This is a genomic window from Aliiglaciecola sp. LCG003 (assembly GCF_030316135.1).
Lineage (GTDB): Bacteria > Pseudomonadota > Gammaproteobacteria > Enterobacterales > Alteromonadaceae > Aliiglaciecola.
The window spans coordinates 1,501,149-1,519,452 of sequence record NZ_CP128185.1; the positions used below are offsets into that span (position 1 = coordinate 1,501,149).

General features: G+C 44.2%; 12 protein-coding genes. 11 read left to right on the forward strand and 1 reads right to left on the reverse strand.

Annotation, left to right across the window (positions count from 1 at the left end):
* The first annotated feature begins 5 nt into the window (after positions 1–5).
* Genes QR722_RS06345 through QR722_RS06355 form a run of 3 tightly spaced genes read left to right on the forward strand, consistent with a single transcriptional unit; the run spans position 6 to position 4,465 of the window.
* Positions 6–2,135 (forward strand): 3-hydroxyacyl-CoA dehydrogenase NAD-binding domain-containing protein, encoded by a 2,130-nt coding sequence (locus QR722_RS06345; RefSeq protein WP_286286327.1) that lies wholly within the window; start codon positions 6–8, stop codon positions 2,133–2,135.
* Positions 2,132–3,277, forward strand: a complete 1,146-nt coding sequence (locus tag QR722_RS06350) for an acyl-CoA dehydrogenase family protein (RefSeq protein ID WP_286286329.1) — start codon at positions 2,132–2,134, stop codon at positions 3,275–3,277. The genes QR722_RS06345 and QR722_RS06350 overlap by 4 nt, the downstream gene beginning before the upstream one ends.
* 12 nt (positions 3,278–3,289) lie before the next feature.
* Positions 3,290–4,465, forward strand: a complete 1,176-nt coding sequence (locus tag QR722_RS06355; protein ID WP_286286331.1) for a CaiB/BaiF CoA transferase family protein — start codon at positions 3,290–3,292, stop codon at positions 4,463–4,465.
* A gap of 132 nt (positions 4,466–4,597) precedes the next feature.
* On the opposite strand, the gene QR722_RS06360 is transcribed toward QR722_RS06355, so the two are convergent.
* On the reverse strand, positions 4,598–6,760 hold the full coding sequence (locus QR722_RS06360; RefSeq protein WP_353506908.1) for a S46 family peptidase: 2,163 nt from the start codon (positions 6,758–6,760) through the stop codon (positions 4,598–4,600).
* A gap of 295 nt (positions 6,761–7,055) precedes the next feature.
* Between QR722_RS06360 and QR722_RS06365 the strand changes: the two genes are divergently transcribed.
* The 8 genes from QR722_RS06365 (at position 7,056) to cas3f (ending at position 18,293) form a co-directional block, all read left to right on the forward strand.
* On the forward strand, positions 7,056–7,940 hold the full coding sequence (locus QR722_RS06365) for a hypothetical protein (protein ID WP_286286336.1): 885 nt from the start codon (positions 7,056–7,058) through the stop codon (positions 7,938–7,940).
* 236 nt (positions 7,941–8,176) lie between these two features.
* Positions 8,177–9,160 carry a transposase gene (locus QR722_RS06370; protein ID WP_286286338.1) on the forward strand — a complete coding sequence of 328 codons (984 nt, stop codon included), beginning with the start codon at positions 8,177–8,179 and terminating at the stop codon, positions 9,158–9,160.
* A 583-nt stretch (positions 9,161–9,743) separates the two neighbouring features.
* Positions 9,744–10,385, forward strand: coding sequence for a TetR/AcrR family transcriptional regulator (locus tag QR722_RS06375; RefSeq protein WP_286286340.1), 642 nt, complete (start codon positions 9,744–9,746; stop codon positions 10,383–10,385).
* Between the two features lie 25 nt (positions 10,386–10,410).
* The gene (locus QR722_RS06380) at positions 10,411–11,514 is read left to right on the forward strand and encodes an NADH:flavin oxidoreductase (protein WP_286286342.1); all 1,104 of its coding nucleotides are present in this window, start codon (positions 10,411–10,413) and stop codon (positions 11,512–11,514) included.
* A gap of 16 nt (positions 11,515–11,530) precedes the next feature.
* Complete coding sequence (locus QR722_RS06385) at positions 11,531–12,721, forward strand: MFS transporter (RefSeq protein ID WP_286286343.1); 1,191 nt, start codon at positions 11,531–11,533, stop codon at positions 12,719–12,721.
* 188 nt (positions 12,722–12,909) lie between these two features.
* Positions 12,910–13,782: a WYL domain-containing protein gene (locus QR722_RS06390; protein ID WP_286286345.1), complete on the forward strand. Its 873-nt coding sequence runs from the start codon at positions 12,910–12,912 to the stop codon at positions 13,780–13,782.
* 144 nt (positions 13,783–13,926) lie between these two features.
* Positions 13,927–14,898 (forward strand): type I-F CRISPR-associated endonuclease Cas1f, encoded by a 972-nt coding sequence (cas1f, locus tag QR722_RS06395; protein WP_286286348.1) that lies wholly within the window; start codon positions 13,927–13,929, stop codon positions 14,896–14,898.
* Entirely contained in the window at positions 14,895–18,293 is a 3,399-nt protein-coding gene (gene cas3f, locus QR722_RS06400) for a type I-F CRISPR-associated helicase Cas3f (RefSeq protein WP_286286350.1), read from the forward strand. Before cas1f ends, cas3f begins: the two co-directional genes overlap by 4 nt.
* The last annotated feature ends 11 nt before the right edge of the window (positions 18,294–18,304 follow it).

Consider the following 18,304-nt stretch of genomic DNA (forward strand, 5'->3'; position numbering starts at 1 on the left):
TCGACATGCAGGTAATTCAGTATCAAAAAGATCAAAAAAATATTGTGCATCTGATATTTGACAGGCCAGAGTGCTCCGCCAATTTGATGGATGCGCGTTTCGCTGATGACTTTGCCCAGGCAATCACTACCTTGCTCAAGGATGAATATGCAGGGGTTATCCTGCGTTCTGCTAAATCAACATTTTTCTCCGGCGGTGATCTCACCATGCTCTCGCAAGTAAGCGAGGAAAACGCTGGTGAACTATTTCACATGTTGGAGAAAATCAAGGCATCCATGCGTGCCTTGGAAACTTGTGGCAAGCCTGTCGTAGCCTGTATCAATGGGGCTGCCCTAGGCGGGGGATGGGAATTGGCGCTAGGATGTCATCATAGGATTGCGTTAGAGCATCCGGCGCTTAAAATGGGCCTGCCTGAGGTTACCTTGGGATTGTTACCCGGGGGGGGAGGAGTGACCCGGATGGTGCGCTTACTTGGCTTGGAAGGTGCTTTACCTTATCTAACAGAAGGTAAACAATTTAATTCTGCAGCTGGTCTGAAAGCGGGATTGATACATGCAGTCGCGCAATCGCAGGAGCAGATGTTGGACATGGCGCAAGACTGGATTTTTTCACATCCGAAAGTGTGCCAGCCTTGGGACGAGAAATCATACAAAATCCCAGGTGGGACGCCCAGTCATCCAAAAGTTGCCCAAACGCTCGCTATCTTACCGGCTATGCTAAGAGCGAAAACCAAAGGTGTTTTGCCCGCCCCCGAGTCCATAGTGTCAGCCATGGTGGAAGGTGCCCAAGTGGATTTTGATACGGCCACACGGATTGAGTCCCGTTACTTCGTCGAGTTGGCCTGTGGACAGGTGGCGAAGAACATGATCAACACCTTTTGGTTCCAGCTCAATCAAATTAAAGCGGGAAGCAGTCGCCCAAGCAATATTGATAAACACAAGGTGCAAAAAGTCGCGGTATTGGGCGCGGGCATGATGGGTGCTGGCATCGCTTTCGCTTGTGCTATAAAAGGGATCCCAGTGATCCTCAAAGACACTGACACCAAAAGAGCAGAGCACGGTAAAGACTACTCGCGCAAATTACTCGATAAGCAATTACGCAGTGGACGCAAAACAGCCGAGCAGATTGAACAGGTATTGGGTCTAATTACCCCTAGTGCCGATGTGGCCGATTTGGCCGACTGTGATCTTGTCATAGAAGCGGTTTTTGAAGACCGAGCCCTTAAAGCGCGGGTTACTCAAGAAGCGGAAGCGGTGTTGGGCAAGGGCGCATTATTTGCCAGTAATACATCCACCTTGCCAATAACTGGACTGGCCAAAGCATCCAGTCGGCCAGCTAATTTTGCCGGTTTACATTTCTTTTCACCAGTAGATAAGATGCCGCTAGTAGAGATTATTTGTGGTCAACAAACCTCAGATGAAAGTCTGGCCAGATGTTTCGATTTTGTACAACAGATTGGCAAAACCCCGATTGTGGTAAATGACAGCCGTGGCTTTTTTACCTCTCGTGTATTTGAAAAATTTGTCGGTGAAGGCATGGCGATGCTGGGCGAAGGTGTCCCGGCAGCCAGCATTGAAAATGCAGCCTATTTAGCCGGTTTTCCAGTTGGACCTCTGGCGGTGACAGATGAAGTGTCGCTCACCCTTATCGATAAAATTAAGCGCCAGAACATTGCGGATTTCAACGCCGAAGGCAAGCAGTATCCAGGCCATCCTTCAGATAAGGTGGTTGATCGTATGTTGGAATTAGAGCGGCCAGGAAAAGTGGCTCAGGCCGGTTTTTACGACTACCCCTCCCAAGGTGGTAAGCATCTATGGACGGGCCTGAGTCAGTTTACTAAATCAGACCTTCAAGTCCCCTTGCAAGACATCAAAGAGCGCTTGTTATTCATTATGGCAATTGAAACGGTACGCTGCCTTCAAGAGCATGTGCTTACATCTTCAGTCGACGCCAATATTGGTTCGATTTTCGGGATTGGCTACCCGCCTTGGACGGGCGGTTGTATTCAATTTATTAACCAATATGGGATAGCATCCTTTATTCGCCGGGCACAACAATTTTGTGACACCTATGGAGAACGTTTCGCGCCTCCACAACTACTTATTGATAAAGCACAATTAGGAGAAAGCTTGTGATCTCACGCCAAGTATTCGATAGCGACCATGAACTGTTTCGCGACATGGTCAGAAAATTTCTACAAACCGAAGCCGTACCTTTCCATGATAAATGGGAGGAGCAGGGGCAAGTCAGTCGTGAAGTCTGGTTAAAGGCCGGTCAACAGGGCATGTTGTGTCCTACTATGCCTGAGCAATACGGCGGTGTGGGCGCGGATTTTCGCTATAACGCGATTGTCACCGAAGAAATCGCTCGCTTAGGCTTGACTGGCATCGGTTGGGGTTTGCATTCGGATATTGCGGTTCCCTATTTGGAAAGTTATGGCACCGAGCAACAAAAACAAAAATACCTGCCGCGCTGCATTAGCGGCGAGATTATTACTGCGATTGCGATGACCGAGCCTGGCACGGGATCGGATCTGCAAAGTGTTAAAACCCATGCCGTATTGGACAAGGATGACTATGTCATCAATGGCTCTAAAACCTTTATAACCAATGGGCAGCTTGCAGATTTGGTCATAGTTGTAGCCAAAACCGACCCCTCTGCCGGCGCCAAAGGCACCAGTTTGTTTCTGGTTGAAGCCGGTACGCCCGGTTTTGAGAAGGGCCAGAACCTTAAAAAAATTGGCATGAAGGCGCAAGACACATCAGAGCTGTTTTTTGACAATGTAAGAGTGCCACGAGAAAATTTGCTCGGGCAAGAAGGTATGGGCTTTGCCTATCTTATGCGGGAATTGGCGCAGGAACGTTTATCGGTCGCATTAGGCGCTGTTGCCAGTGCTGAGGGCATATTGCAACATACCCTTGATTATGTGCGAGACCGAAAAGCATTTGGCAGTAGCATTGCCAGTTTTCAAAATACCCAATTTAAGCTTGCTGAGGTTGACGCTGAGTTGACTATGCTCAGGGTCTTTATCGACAAATGTCTAGAGCTGCACATTGACGGCAAGTTGGATGCGCCTACTGCGGCTAAAGCCAAACTGCTATCCACTGAAATTCAATGCCGGGCAATTGACGAGTGCTTACAATTGCACGGTGGCTATGGATATATGTGGGAATACCCAGTAGCACGGGCTTATGCTGATGCCCGTGTGCAGAAAATCTATGCCGGTACCAGTGAAATAATGAAAATCATTATTGCCCGTTCTTTGATGGAGCGATAAAGGATGGGCCCCTTGTCACAATTGAAAGTGTTGGATTTTAGTACTTTGTTGCCTGGGCCGTATGCCACTATGATTCTGGCGGATATGGGGGCTGCTGTTATTCGAGTGGAATCACCGACCCGCCCGGATCTATTGCGTGTCACCCCGCCAATGTTTGATGGGCGGTCCTACGCGCACCTTACAATTAATCGTAACAAACGTTCGTTGGCATTGAATCTAAAATCCGCGCAAGCGCAAGGGATCATTCATAAGTTAATTCAAAGCTATGATGTGCTGATAGAGCAATTTCGTCCTGGGGTGATGGCTAGGCTAGGCCTTGATTATGAAACACTTAAAGCCATTAACCCGAAACTTATTTACTGCTCGATTACCGGCTATGGTCAGACAGGTCCGTACAAGGATAAAGCTGGCCATGATATCAATTATCTGGCGTTATCTGGCTTGGCCAGCTATAGCGGTAAAACCGATACGGGTCCGGTCTTGAGCGGCACTCAAGTTGCTGATTTGGCCGGCGGTTCACATCATGCGGTGATGGCGATTTTGGCTGCTGTAATACAACGTCAACAAGAGGGAGAGGGCAGCTATGTGGATATTAGTATGCTGGATTGTGCGTTTGCCATGAACGGCATGTCAGGTGCAGCGGCATTGGCGACGGGTCAGGATCCTCAATTGGGTTCGGAAATCCTTAATGGGGGGATTTTTTACGATTATTATCCTACCTCAGATGGTCAGTATTTATCGGTGGGCGGATTGGAGCCGCAATTTGCTCAGCGCTTTTTTACACTGCTTGAACATCCAGAATGGTTGATGCGATGCACGGCACCGGCAGGCCAGCAGGGCTTACTGAAACAAGATTTGGCCAATTTATTTGCCAGCCATTCTTTGCAACATTGGCTGGATCTATTCGCCGGTACAGACGTGTGTGTCGAACCTGTTTTATCTGTTCACCAAGCCGCTCAACATCCACAACTGAAACATCGCAATATGGTTAATCAGGCCATTGCAGAGGATGGCCAGTTTATCCCACAAATTCGTTCACCATTATGCCCCGATCACGTTTCAGCTTCCGCCAAAATCGGTAGGTGTTTAGGCCAGGACAGCATAGATATTTTAAAGCAGGCTGGCATAGAGGATGGCCAAATAAGTAGTTTATTAGCTAATGGCGATCTTGTGCAACACCAAGATTAAATAACTGGTAACTGCTATAACAGGGGCGCGAGACTGATGTTAAGGCGCAAGCTGGACCAATGCCAGTCTGCGCCTTAGGATAGTAGAATCAATGCCTGAAGGGTATTTCCGGGGCATTGATTATTTTCTATCTTATTCGGATAAGGTCATTTCTTCAATTAGATTTTCCGCGCCATCTACTTGTTCCATTACCCATAGCATGTAAGGACTTGAAACATGAATTGCACGTTTAAGGGAAGGGTCATAATCCCAATCGCCTATTATCGACTCATAGACTCCATCAAATACCAAGCCGACAAATTCGCCTTTGCCATTTAAGGTTGGTGAGCCACTATTACCGCCAGTAATATCTAATGTGCTTAGATAGTTAACTGGGATACTGTCGATCTTGTCCATTTTGTATGGGCCATAATTTTTGTCATTAATAGCCTGAATAAGATTTGCAGGCATATCAAATTCTTCATCACCGGGGATATATTTAGCTAACATTCCCTCGAGGGTTGTAAAAGGTGTTGCCATTAATCCATCTTTTGGAGAATAACCTTTAACGTTGCCGTAGGTGATGCGCAAAGAACTGTTAGCATCGGCATAGACCGGCTGATCCAGTGACGACTTGTAAGCAATAATCGCATCCATATAGGCTGGTTTGGCTTTTAACATTTCACCGGCCAAGTCTTTGGCGTGATTTTCTGTTGCCATGTCATAGTCATACTGGCTAACTGCAAAGCGAATAAAGGGGTCATCGCTGGCTTTGAATTCATCTACAGATTTATCCATCCAGGCTAAGCGCACGGCTTCTTCATCTAGGCTGGTATTGCTGTGCATTTTATCCAGTTGCTTACTTACGGCTTGTTCATTAAAGCCTTTGTTCAGATTGAAATATTGATCGAATGCGGCAATGCGTTCAGATTTCGGCAACGCGGCATACTGCTTAATGAAATGCAGCAATACTGCTTTATCCACGCTTGGGTCATAGCGTCTATTTACTTTTTGCATAGACTGCTTAAAGCGGTTCATGTCGCGCTGCTGGTAACCTGGTTCACGCTGCGAATCGTCTTTGCTATGTTCGTGTGCAAGGCGATAAAGGCTTTTGGCTACATCCCACATATTGGTGCGGCCCATATAGTTCACCAGTAAATCTCGCTGCTGGTGTTCAAAACTACTCTCAATTAATGTATCTAAAGTGGCTATTGGACTTGCATACTGTGCTGTTCGTTTTTCATCGGCCTTTATCCAGCTATGCAAATCTTTAGTGAAAGCAATTTTACGTTCGAGCATATCGCCGCGCTGGTAACTTTCTAGCATCGAGCCATAATTTTTTGCGTAGTTAGCCAGACCGGCAATAGTGCTTTCGTACTTAATCCGAGGATCGCTACCTTTTGGCGCAACGGATTTAATGACATCAATATATTCTTCTCTATAACGTTTCGCGGTGGGGTACACCCAAGTAAACTCATTTTCAACTTCTCTTGGAGTCCGATAGCGATTAGTGCGTCCTGGGTAGCCAAGCACCATCACGTAATCCCCTTCATCAACACCGCCGACACTAACCTTCAGGTGGGCCTTTGGTGTATAGGGCACATTGTCCTTCGAAAAGTCGGCAGGGTTGCCGTTCTTATCTACGTAGGCACGATAAAATGACCAATCACCGGTGTGACGAGGCCACATCCAGTTATCCGTATCACCACCAAATTTACCTATGCTGGAGGGAGGAGCATAAACTAGACGAACATCACGAATAGCCAGTTGCTTGATCAAAAAATAAGAGGCTCCGCTATGGAAACTGTATACTTCACAGCGATAATCTTGCGACGTCTCACACTCTGCAACAAGGCGTTTTTCATTCTCTTCAATAGCGTTGTAATATGCATTACCGCTTAAGCCTGACTTAACTGCACCACGAACTTTGTCTGTCACGTCAGTTAAAGATTCAGTCACATAGACTCGACTTCCAGGGGCGGCTGCTACTTCGGCTTTCATGGTTTTTGCCACAAAGCCGTCTTTTAGCAAGTTATTTTGTTCCGTGGAGTTGTACTGAATAGATCCATAAGCACAGTGGTGATTCGTTACCACCAACCCTTTAGGCGATACAAATGAGGCAGTGCATCCGCCCAAACTAATAATGGCATTCATTGGGAATTGGGATAAATTAGTCATTTGCGCAGGATCCAATTGTAAGCCTGCTTGTTTTAATTCATCGGCGATGGTGTTTAGTTGATGGGGTTGCCACATCCCTTCGTCCGCGGTAGCTTGTAAACCCACTAAAGTTAAAGCCGCAATTAAAGTGCGGCGCAATATATTACTCACGTTATTTGTCTCCCTAAATAAGGTTTTTAATTATTATTACGTTGTTTCGCAGTCTATCTAACAATTACGGGGCTGTCGCGCAGACGGGAATTGAATGCCTGCAATTGAGTGTGTGGAATGCTTTACATATATTTCAGGCATTTAATTGTTCCGTTGAGCTACAATCATTATTCTTGGCTGAGTCAAACAACGTCAGTTGCAAAAAGAAAAGTGATTTCAGCGGTTGTATGTGGTTTAGTAATTGATATAATTTTTAATCCTTATTAAAAGCGATGTCATTGCCGTGAGATTTTTAGTAGCAATTATTGGTGTATTATTTTATGTACAAACTATTAAGGTTTGGGCAGATAATTCCCTTATTGACGGATTAGACTTGTACTCTGATTCCGCCTTAGTGACTGAAAGTATCAATTCCAAAAGCCGTAATATTTCTACAGGCATAGACACATTGCAGTTGCTCTTCGATAGGCTGTTATTAGACGTCAACCTGCTAAATGTGCCTTTCTCCCGTTCGCTGAATTATATTGATAAAGGCCAGTCGGCATGTGTCGTCAGTAAGATTAAAACACCAGAAAGAGAAACAAAGTATTTATTTACTCATGCGCTTAACTTCTTCGAAACGCAAAAATTGTATCAGCTAGGTGAACTGCCGCCAATTGCCCCTGAGCTTTTAAATAGCAGTGGTGAAGTGAAGGATATTCACAGCGTATTGAATGCCATGCCATCTTCCACTATTTTGCTACCAAGAGACTACTCATTTGGTTCTCGTGTCGATATAGATTTAGCTAAAGTCAATAAAGAACAAATTATACCTATTGCGAATAGCGATTTTTATGACTCATTTATGAGGATATGGACAGCCAAACGGACCGATTTTGCACTCATTTATCCGGTGCGGTTATATAAGCATTTCAAACAAGATAATCCAATAGAAATGCGTAGTTATGATATTGCAACAAATCCGAAATTTGTCACAGGACATATCTTATGCGGTGATAGCCCTAAAGGCAGAGCCTTTATAGATGCAGTTAATCAAGCAATTATAGCCATGTATTCTGAGCCTAGCTTCATAACGGCGCATACGAGCTATTTACCGCCGCAAAGTGCTCAGGCTATCTCTGGCATAATACAATCCCACAAAGAACAAATACTCCTGGCAAATCAGTAATCAGTTATCCGCAGTTTTAAGTTTTTTACCACCGTTGAGTGACTTCCTTTATCAAGACACCCAACTTAATCGAACTTTATCAAGTCAAAATTTTTACTAAGACACCCAACTTAACTACGTCGTGATTTGCTTAGTAATTTTTACTAAGACACCCAACTTATTTACGTCCTGATTTGCTTAGAAAGGGGCTTTGTTCTACGCTTGGTTAAGGATATAAAACCAATGGATGGTGACTTATGCCGCAGGCGCGTAAAAATCAAATTAGCTTAATCGATACCCCTTATTACCACTGTATATCGCGCTGCGTGCGGCGTTCATTTTTGTGTGGGACCGATTTATATTCCGGGCAAAGTTATGAGCATCGTAGAGACTGGGTTGAGAAGCGGCTGTTATTCTTGTCCGGCCAATTTGCCATTGACGTTTGTGCCTATGCTGTAATGAGCAACCATACACATGTTGTCTTGCATGTTGACAGAGATGCGGCGTTAGCTTGGTCAATTGATGAGGTGTTAAATCGTTACCATAGACTACACAGCGGTACTTTGTTGACGCAGAGATTCGCGAAAGGAGAAGTGCTAAGCCCAAGTGAAAATATTAGCTTGCTTGAAACCGTCAAGGTGTACCGCGGTCGCTTATACGATATCAGTTGGTTTATGCGAGATCTGAATGAATATATTGCACGTGAAGCTAACAAAGAAGATGGATGTACGGGGAGGTTCTGGGAGGGGCGCTTTAAATCCCAGGCACTATTGGACGAAGGAGCGATATTGACGTGTATGGCTTATGTAGATTTAAACCCCATTCGCGCCAAGATGTCAAAAAGCATCGAGACGGCCAGTCATACTAGTATCCAGAAAAGAATTCACGCACTTAAGCAGGGCAGAGCACAGCCTGCAGCTCTGATGGCCTTCACCGGGAATCATAGAAAAAATCTGCCTAAGGGCATTGTTTACCACCTTGAGGATTATTGTGAGCTTTTGAAAATAACCTGTCGTTGTATTCGCGAAAGTAATGCGGCTCACCTAGACAGCTATCAGAGTCCCATTCTCGAGCGATTAGGCTTACCTTCAGACCATTGGATGACCTTAACCACTGAATTTGAAAGTCACTTCTGTTATGCCGTAGGAGCCGAGTCTATGATGCAAAAATTTAAAACTCATACCAGCCATCAGCGATTGCGAGGGATGAGTGCGGCAAGAGCCCTCTTTAACTGCGCCTAAGCTACCAAATCCAATCTAACCCTTTCAACGTCAGCATCAGGTGGCGTTAATATCACTATGTCTATGTGTTCAGGAAACCCTGTTCCTTCAACAAATTTCGCTGTAACAAATCATATATAAGCAGTAATTCACTGGTCTCGCGTCTGAGTATTAGCATGAACACGGTACCTCGAATCTGTTGTGAATTGGTTAGGGGAGTGTGTTGGATGTCTTTAGTTCTTTCTTTTTTAAGTTGGGTGTCTTTAGTTCTTTTTTAGTTCTTTTTATTCTTAGCATGGACACGTCACCTCGAGGCTGACTTGTTATTTTTATTTATTTTTTTACTTGCGATGTGTGTCCATCTTTTAATCTTTAATCATCTTTTACAATGGGTGTCTTTACTTCTCTTTCATCTTGTCATTAAGCAATTTGACTTTAAAATTGACAGTGTCAATATAAAAGATATCATGGGTTATAAGCTTATCTAAACCGATAACCATTTAATTTTATTTTCGCTGAAATTAAGCTAAATAGTGACTAGGCGCAGCGCTTTGGAATGCTTAATAATAGACTCAATATCAGTTAGTCAAACATCGGAACATCTATGCCAAAGGTACTGACACCAGAAGAGATTCGCTGCTTTCGCAATCGTATGTGTGATCACGCATTGGCGTCTTTTGGTAAACATGGGGTAGAAGGCATATCTTTGCGGGGACTGGCTGCAGATTTGAGCTGCAGTCGCACCACGCCGTACAGGTATTTTAAAAATAAGGCCGATATTCTGGCCGCTTTACGCCAGCGTGAGTTTGGATGCATAGCCGATACCCTTGAAGCCGCGTTAATCCAAGAGCCGGAACCTAGCGAGCAGTTAGAGGTACTATGTCGTGCCTATTTAGATTTTGCCATTCAACATCCAGATTCCTACCGGGTAATGTATACCGTTTCACAGCCTGACTCAGGTCAGTATCCCGAATTAGAGGCTGAGATTCTGCGTAGCGGAGAGCCGATGCGTCAGGTTGTGAATGCTTTGGTGAAAGCTGGAAATATTGCAGGGGATCCAGTCAATATTTGTTACGTGCTATGGGCCGGATTGCACGGCTTAATTTCATTGCATTTAGCCCACTTGCTGGGAAACAAACGGGAAATAGAAGAATTGTCCGCAGTGATGATTCGCTCATTGGTACGTTCAGTAAGCACTGAGCCTAGTGATAAAGCCGCGGCAGAGCGAATAAATACATTCAGTTAATTTAAAATTTTAGGAAGGTAATAACGTGAGTAAAAATGTAGATGCACTATTTAAACCATTCAGCCATAAAAGTTTGTCACTAGCCAATAGAATTGTGATGGCACCTATGACTCGCGAGTTTTCCCCAGGCGGAATACCTACCTCTGAGGTCGCTGACTATTATCGTCGCCGCGCGGAAGGTGGTACAGGTTTAATTATCACTGAAGGCACAACCATCAACGACCCAGTTGCCACTATGAGTGAGCGAATTCCACAAATTCACGGTGAACAGGCATTGGCAGGCTGGGAAAAAGTCGTACAAGCTGTGCATAGAGCAGGCGGAAAGATTATGCCCCAATTATGGCATGTAGGTATGGCACGCTCACCTAAAAAAGCGCCTTTTCCAGAGCTTGCAAGTGTCGGCCCATCTGGCTTACTTGCCCCAGGTAAACAAGTCGCCGAGCCGATGACAGCAGAACAAATTGAAACGGCAATTAGCGGGTTTGCCGCGGCAGCTGCTGATGCCATGCGCATTGGTTTTGACGGAATTGAAATTCATGGCGCGCACGGTTATCTGATTGATCAGTTTTTCTGGAGTGGCACCAATCAACGCACTGACGAGTGGGGTGGTAGCATGGCTAACCGCAGCCGTTTTGCGGTCGAAATTATTAAAAGGATCCGCGCCGCAACATCACCAGATTTTCCAATTGTATTGCGTTATTCACAATGGAAGCAGCAGGATTACAGCGCTAGATTGGCCGAAACTCCACAATTATTAGAAGAGTTTTTGACACCGCTAAGTGAAGCAGGTGTGGACATTTTCCATTGCTCAACCCGCCGCTACTGGGAAAATGAATTTGACCGTGAAGATCTCAATCTGGCCGGCTGGACCAAAAAGATCACCGGCAAACCTACCATTACAGTGGGTTCGGTTGGTCTGAACGACGATTTTTTCAGTGCTTTTGCTGGTAAAGGCTCAAGTACTCGGTCCATCGATGATTTGATTGAACGTATGGATAAGGGTGAGTTCGACCTCGTCGCTGTGGGTCGTGCCCTATTACAAGATCCAAACTGGGCAAACAAAGTTCGTGATGGTCACATGCAAGAACTTGAGCAATTCTCAGGAGAAGCGCTGACGACCTTGTCCTAAGCCAAAACTCCCTAATATGAGTAATTCCCATGTTGCCAATGTTTTAGCGAAGCGCACACTTTTGTTAGCGGCGGCAGCTATCGGGTTTGCCCAAACGGTATTATTCGCCATATTAGCGCCACTTGGCCGAGAAATCGGCCTGGTAGAAGTGCAAATTGGGGCGATTATCTCTTGTTCATCTCTAACTCTGTTTTTGGTCAGTCCATTATGGGGTAGGGCCAGTGATAACTGGGGTAGAAGAAAAGTCCTTTTAATCGGCTTGTTTGGGTATTCCGCTGGCACAGTGATGTTTGCCAGCGTGTTTAAGGCAGCCTTGCTCGGTTACCTTATCCCCATCACTGCGCTAATCCTGTTAATTGTTACTCGAGTTGCCAATGCAACGGTAATGGCAGCAGTCTCACCATCTGCAAATGCTTACATGGCTGATATCACCAGCATAAAAGACCGCGTTAAAGGTATGGGCGCAATTGGTGCTGCAGGCAACATAGGCGCAATATTAGGGCCCGCAATCGGCGGGTTACTGGCTAGTATCAGTCTACTTACGCCTTTGTATTTCTCGGTGTTATTAACCCTAGCCGCAGCAATATTAACCCTTTATTCGCTACCCGAGTTGCCAAAGTCCAAAGCAGTAATCAAGCGGCCGAAATTGAAATACACCGATCCGAGGATCTTTCCGTTAGTGGTAGCCGGGGTATTTTTGTTTATGGGCTTTGCAATTGTGCAACAAACTATCGCGTTTCGCTTTCAGGATATGTTAGGCCTTGACGGTACCGAGACAGCCAAGATTGTCGGGATCAGCCTGATGTGTTCAGCAGCTGCGGCTCTATTTGCGCAAATGTTACTGATCCCCCGTTTAGCTGTTCGGCCATTTGTATTGCTTAGAATTTCCATGCCGATGATGATGGTCGCTTTCGCTTTTATGGCGTTAGGCCAAACTCAAGGAATGTATTTACTGGGCATGTGTATTTTGGGCTTAGGTATGGGTTTAGCTGGTCCGGGTTTTATGGCTGGTGCCTCTGTTGCAGTTTCGTCTGAAGAGCAAGGCGCAGTAGCTGGAGTAGCGGGCGCGTGCCCGCCACTGGGTTTTACGGTAGGTCCATTATTGGGTACTTATTTATATTCAATCGATGGAACGCTACCTTATTGGTTCGCCTTCACCAGCTATGCATTATTGTTTTTATTTACCCTTAAGTTTAAAGATAAGTAAAAGGGTTATAGTGGTTGCTTGTTATCTAATATTTTCGATGACTTTATTTCGATTTACTTATTATTTCAGCAAATAAATTAAGCACAATCTGTCACCATCAATATCTTTTGATTTAAAAATTTTTATCGGAAAGGTAGAACTTATTTGACCAACGGAAAAAATTTCCACATAGTGAGCCGTATCACGAAATGAAGGAAGTAGTTAGAGTGGGCGTAGATGAAATGGATATTCATTATCAGTTGATAGAATTACTCGCCTATTGGCAAGGAGCGGTTAATACTACTCATATAGTTAATCATTTTAAGATTAGTCGCCAACAAGCCCAAAAATATTTTACTGAGTACCAGCAAAACAACCCAAATAACCTCGTATATGACAAAAGCGCGAAAAGCTTTTTACCCACTAATAATTTTCAATCAAAGGCAATTGATGAAGATGTAAACCAATATCTTGAATGGCTTAGTAACTCATCGAATATGCTATCAGCACAGATACAGCCATCTCCCCATTTAAATTCAATAACTTATACCTCATTAGAGTTGCCTAAAAGGTCGGTGTCTTGCACCGTAATGCGAGGCCTAGTCGCTGCCATTAAGCAACAAAAACGCGTAGATGTGGACTATGTGTCGCTTGCCAATCCAGATGGAGAAGGTCGGATTATTCAGCCGCACATATTTGTGAGAACAGGATTGCGATGGCACCTTAGAGCATTTGATGAAAAACATAAAGAATTTCGCGATTTTGTGCTGAGCCGCTTTCGAGGTGAGCCTGAATTGCTTGATAAGGGCACTCATTGCGCTAAACAAGATAGCGGCTGGAATACCTACATAAATATCATTTTAGCCCCTGATCAACGTCTCAATATGAATCAAAAAAGAGTGATTGAGCATGATTATCAAATGCAGAATGGGCAACTTGTCATCAAAACCCGCGCAGCCCTCGCTCAATATTTATTGCAAGAAATGCAGATAAATATCAAATTTCACGATGCGTATCCAGAGGCCCAACAGCTAGTCTTACTCAATAAAAATGACATAAAAGACTGGTTATTTAATAGCTAGAGCAAGGTAAATTAAGAAAACCTGTCAACTTTGTTTACTGGTTATATTTCAGGCGTTGCGAAGGTAAGCTGATTAGACCAAAGTAGTGGACATTGAATAACAAAGCATTCACCCAAGTTTGTTTTAAAGGATTTAAATAGACGAATGAAAGACTTATCGCCCTCAGATCTTAAAACCATACTGCACTCTAAACGAGCGAATTTATATTATCTCGAGTACTGCCGTGTGATGCAAAAAGACGGGCGGGTGTTATACCTTACCGAAGCCAAAGCCGAGAACCAATATTTTAATATCCCCATCGCCAATACCACCGTTTTGCTGCTGGGTAATGGTACATCCATAACCCAAGCCGCAGTGAGAATGCTAGCGCAAGCAGGCGTATTACTTGGCTTTGCCGGTGGTGGTGGTACGCCATTGTATATGGGGAATGACATCGAGTGGCTAACGCCGCAAAGTGAATATCGACCAACAGAATATATCCAAGGATGGTTGTCTTTTTGGTTCGATGATGACAAACGACTTGCTGCCGCGAAGCATTTTCAAGCAGCGAGAATTGAATATTTACTCCGAGTTTGGGGCAAAGACAAGGACTTGAGGGGGGAAGGGTTTATTACCGAAAATGTAGATATCAAAGCAGCATTAGACCGTTTTAACAGCCGTACAGAGCAAGCAGTTAAATCTTCTGACTTGCTTTTGACCGAAGCGCAACTCACCAAAGTACTCTATAAATTTTCCGCTAATAATACCGGAATAACAGACTTTAGCCGCCAGCATCAAAGTACAGACAAAGCGAACGATTTTCTCAACCACGGCAACTATCTGGCTTATGGCTTAGCGGCTTGTACATTATGGGTATTAGGCATCCCCCATGGTTTTGCTGTAATGCACGGTAAAACTAGAAGAGGGGCGCTAGTATTTGATATTGCTGATTTAATTAAAGACGCCATCGTCTTACCATGGGCTTTTATCTGCGCCAAAGAAAATGCATCTGAGCAAGAATTTCGCCAACAAGTGCTGCAAAAATTCACTGATCACAAAGCGCTAGATTTTATGTTTGAGCAAGTAAAACAGGTTGCTTTGCAAGGAAAATCTGAGCAAGTGGTGAACAACTTATGATGGTCACCTTTGTGAGTCAATGCGAAAAAAACGCCCTAAAGAAAACTAGAAGAGTGCTAGACGCATTTGCAGACCGAATAGGTGACAACACTTGGCAGACTGTGATCACCGAGGATGGCCTAATAACGGTGAAAAAGATGCTCCGCCAAACCGCCAGTAAAAGCACCGCCGTTAGCTGCCACTGGATACGCAGCCGAGCGAGAAGCCAGTTTTTATGGGTGGTGGGGAATAGGCATAAGTTTAATGAGTTAGGTGTAGTGCCAGTGAATAGTACCAAGCGTACTTTGCTGAATACTGATATTAAAAATGATTGGCACTATTTACCTTTAATTAAAGCTTTAGTTGGATTAGCTGCCTTATTGCATGACTGGGGAAAGGCAACGGCTCTATTTCAGGAAAAACTTAATCCCGGCAGTAAAATGGGCTTTAAGGGGGATCCGATTCGTCATGAATGGATTTCCTTGTTGTTATTAAATGCGTTTATTCAGGCGACAGACACAAGTTCAGACGAAGCTTGGCTAACTCAACTAAGTAACGGTGAGATTAATGAAGGGGCTTTAAAAAAACTGATAAAACAAAAGGTGCCTCAGCCATTGACTCGGTTGCCGCCAGTAGGAAAATTAGTCGCTTGGCTCATCGTCTCTCATCATCGTTTACCGTTGCCGGATAGAAAATACTGGAACAATTACACTGCAGAATCAGCTGATTCTATCGATGTCATGCTCAGTCGAATCACTAAAGAATGGGGCTATGAAAATCGCTTTGATGAACAAGAGTATCAAAAGCGACTAAAAGCATGTTTTAGTTTTCCAAAAGGTTTAATCAGCAATTCGAAGCATTGGCTTAATCAGGTTAAAAAATGGTCTCAGCGATTGTTAGCTAGCCAAATACAAGCAGCAGAATGTTTAGATGATGGAAGCGATCGGATAGTACTTCATCATGCTCGACTGTGTTTGATGTTGGGCGACCATTTTTACTCATCACAGCAAGCGGATAAACAATGGCAGGATACAACAGGCTTATTTGCCAACACCGACCGCGCAACCAATAGCTTAAAGCAAAAACTGGATGAGCATTTAGTCGGAGTGGCCAGAAATGCCTTGCAAACAGCTCATTTGTTACCCGCATTTGAAAGGGAACCACCGGTAGCGCAAGAAATAAATAGCTTAAAAAATCGCAGTCCTAAGCCTTTTGAATGGCAAGACAAAGCCGTGGATAAAATTCTTGCTTGGCAGCAAGTGACTGCCAAGCAGAGCAAACTGAAATACGGATTTTTCGCTGTCAATATGGCCAGTACCGGTTGTGGTAAAACCTTTACCAATGCCAAAGTTATGCGAGCCTTATCCAACGACACCAAAAGCTTACGGTTTATTTTAGCTCTTGGTTTGCGTACATTAACCTTGCAGACGGGTGACGAATATCGTGAACGTGTCGGCTTAGATAGCAGTGAACTTGCGGTACTAATTGGTTCGCGCGCGGTCATGGAGTTACATCAACAAGCGAAATTAGATCAAGACGATATGAGTTTTGAAAACACCGGTTCTTTGTCGCAAGAGCCATTGCTGGATGAAGACCTGGACTTCGATTGCGCCATACCCGAGCAAGGTTTGAGTACAGTATTAACTTGCGCGCGTGATAAGCAGTTCCTCTATGCGCCAGTACTGGCTTGTACTATTGATCATTTAATGGCTGCGACCGAGACTAAACGCGGTGGTCGCTACATATTGCCAACACTGCGACTTATGTCCTCTGATTTGGTCATTGATGAAATCGATGATTTTACGGGTGATGACTTAATCGCAATTGGTCGGTTAATTCATTTGGCAGGAATGCTTGGCCGCAAAGTTATGATTTCATCAGCGACTATCCCGCCTTATCTTGCCGAAGGTTATTTTAAGGCTTATCGGGATGGTTGGTTTTTATATTGCCAAACTCGGGATACCAGCAACATGATCGGTTGCGCCTGGATAGATGAATTTTCGACTAAAGTGTGTACTAACAATAATAATGAAACTCCCTCTGCTATATTGGAGTATAGACAAGAGCATGCCCAATTTATTGAAAAACGTGTAACAAAACTTCAACAACAACCAGCTAAACGCAAAGCCGACATTACTGACTGTCAAAGTATTATTGAAAATCATCAGGGGCAAAATAATCGCCAGCAAGAGGTCATTGAAAGTAAACAAACAGCCTATTTTGAGGTGATGGCACAAAGCACTCTTAACAAACATCTAAAACATCATTATTTCGATGCTTGCAGTCAGTTGAGTGTTTCGTTCGGGGTTGTTCGTGTTGCGAATATTAAGCCTTGCGTTGACCTTACCCAATATCTATTAAAAAAAGATTGGCCTGAAAACACCGAAGTCAGGGTTATGGCTTATCACAGTCAACAAGTGTTGTTGCTGCGCTCTTTACAAGAGAGGCATTTAGATAATGTGCTTAAACGCAAAGAAAAGTCAGGTGAAATCCCCGCCGCTTTGAATGAACCCGTTATTCGCCAGCATTTGACGACCATAAAAAAAATATCTCCAAAAATTGAAAATGTTTTATTTATATTGGTAGCAACACCGGTAGAAGAAGTTGGCCGTGACCACGATTTTGATTGGGCGGTGATCGAACCATCATCTTATCGTTCTATTATTCAGTTGGCAGGAAGAGTAAAGCGACATCGGCAAGGGGAGGTTTCTGAGCCGAATATTGCTCTGATGCAATATAACTGGAAGGGTATACGCGAACATAATGATGAAAATGCCAAGGTTTTTAATCGCCCAGGATTTGAGGATCTTATTCGTTTAACAACTCATGATATAACGCAACTTATTGATGTCAACCTTATCGCTCAACGCTTGGATGCCATCCCTCGTATTCAACAGTCAGCGCAATTAACGGCAAATTACCTTCGTGAATTAAATCAGGCGACGAGCTTAGCTGAACTTGAACATGCCGCCACTTGGCATTGGTTGGCAAATTACAAAAATTCTGGGGATAACGCGCAAGTTGGCCCCCAAACTTTGCAGGGGTGGTTAAACCACCATTGGTTTTTAACGGCCTTACCGCAAGCATTAGCACCATTTAGAAAAAGTGCACCGAGCCTAAAAGTTTTTTTGGTGTTTGACGCCAATCACCAGGACAGCCGGTTTTGTGAAAAAGATGAACAAGGTTATGCCATCGAGCGCGAGAGAACACTCAATATTCAACGTATTGCACTAAGCGAACAAGCGCAGCAGCGCCTTTGGTTAACTCGGGATTTTGACCAGAGCTGTATCGCTTTAGCTGATGGACAAGAACTGAGTCAAAGAAGGATTTCATTACGTTATGGTGAACTGAGTTTTCGCCATGATGAGAAAAAACGCTATGGATATAACGATCAATTAGGATTGGTCAAAATTTAATAGGAGTGAGT

What these genes read in the sequence shown, in the direction of transcription:
- QR722_RS06370 (WP_286286338.1), top strand. Translation starts at nt 8,177, where the DNA reads ATGCCGCAGGCGCGTAAAAATCAAATTAGCTTAATCGATACCCCTTAT.
- QR722_RS06385 (WP_286286343.1), top strand. Translation starts at nt 11,531, where the DNA reads ATGAGTAATTCCCATGTTGCCAATGTTTTAGCGAAGCGCACACTTTTG.
- QR722_RS06345 (WP_286286327.1), top strand. Translation starts at nt 6, where the DNA reads ATGCAGGTAATTCAGTATCAAAAAGATCAAAAAAATATTGTGCATCTG.
- cas3f (WP_286286350.1), top strand. Translation starts at nt 14,895, where the DNA reads ATGATGGTCACCTTTGTGAGTCAATGCGAAAAAAACGCCCTAAAGAAA.
- cas1f (WP_286286348.1), top strand. Translation starts at nt 13,927, where the DNA reads ATGAAAGACTTATCGCCCTCAGATCTTAAAACCATACTGCACTCTAAA.
- QR722_RS06375 (WP_286286340.1), top strand. Translation starts at nt 9,744, where the DNA reads ATGCCAAAGGTACTGACACCAGAAGAGATTCGCTGCTTTCGCAATCGT.
- QR722_RS06390 (WP_286286345.1), top strand. Translation starts at nt 12,910, where the DNA reads ATGAAGGAAGTAGTTAGAGTGGGCGTAGATGAAATGGATATTCATTAT.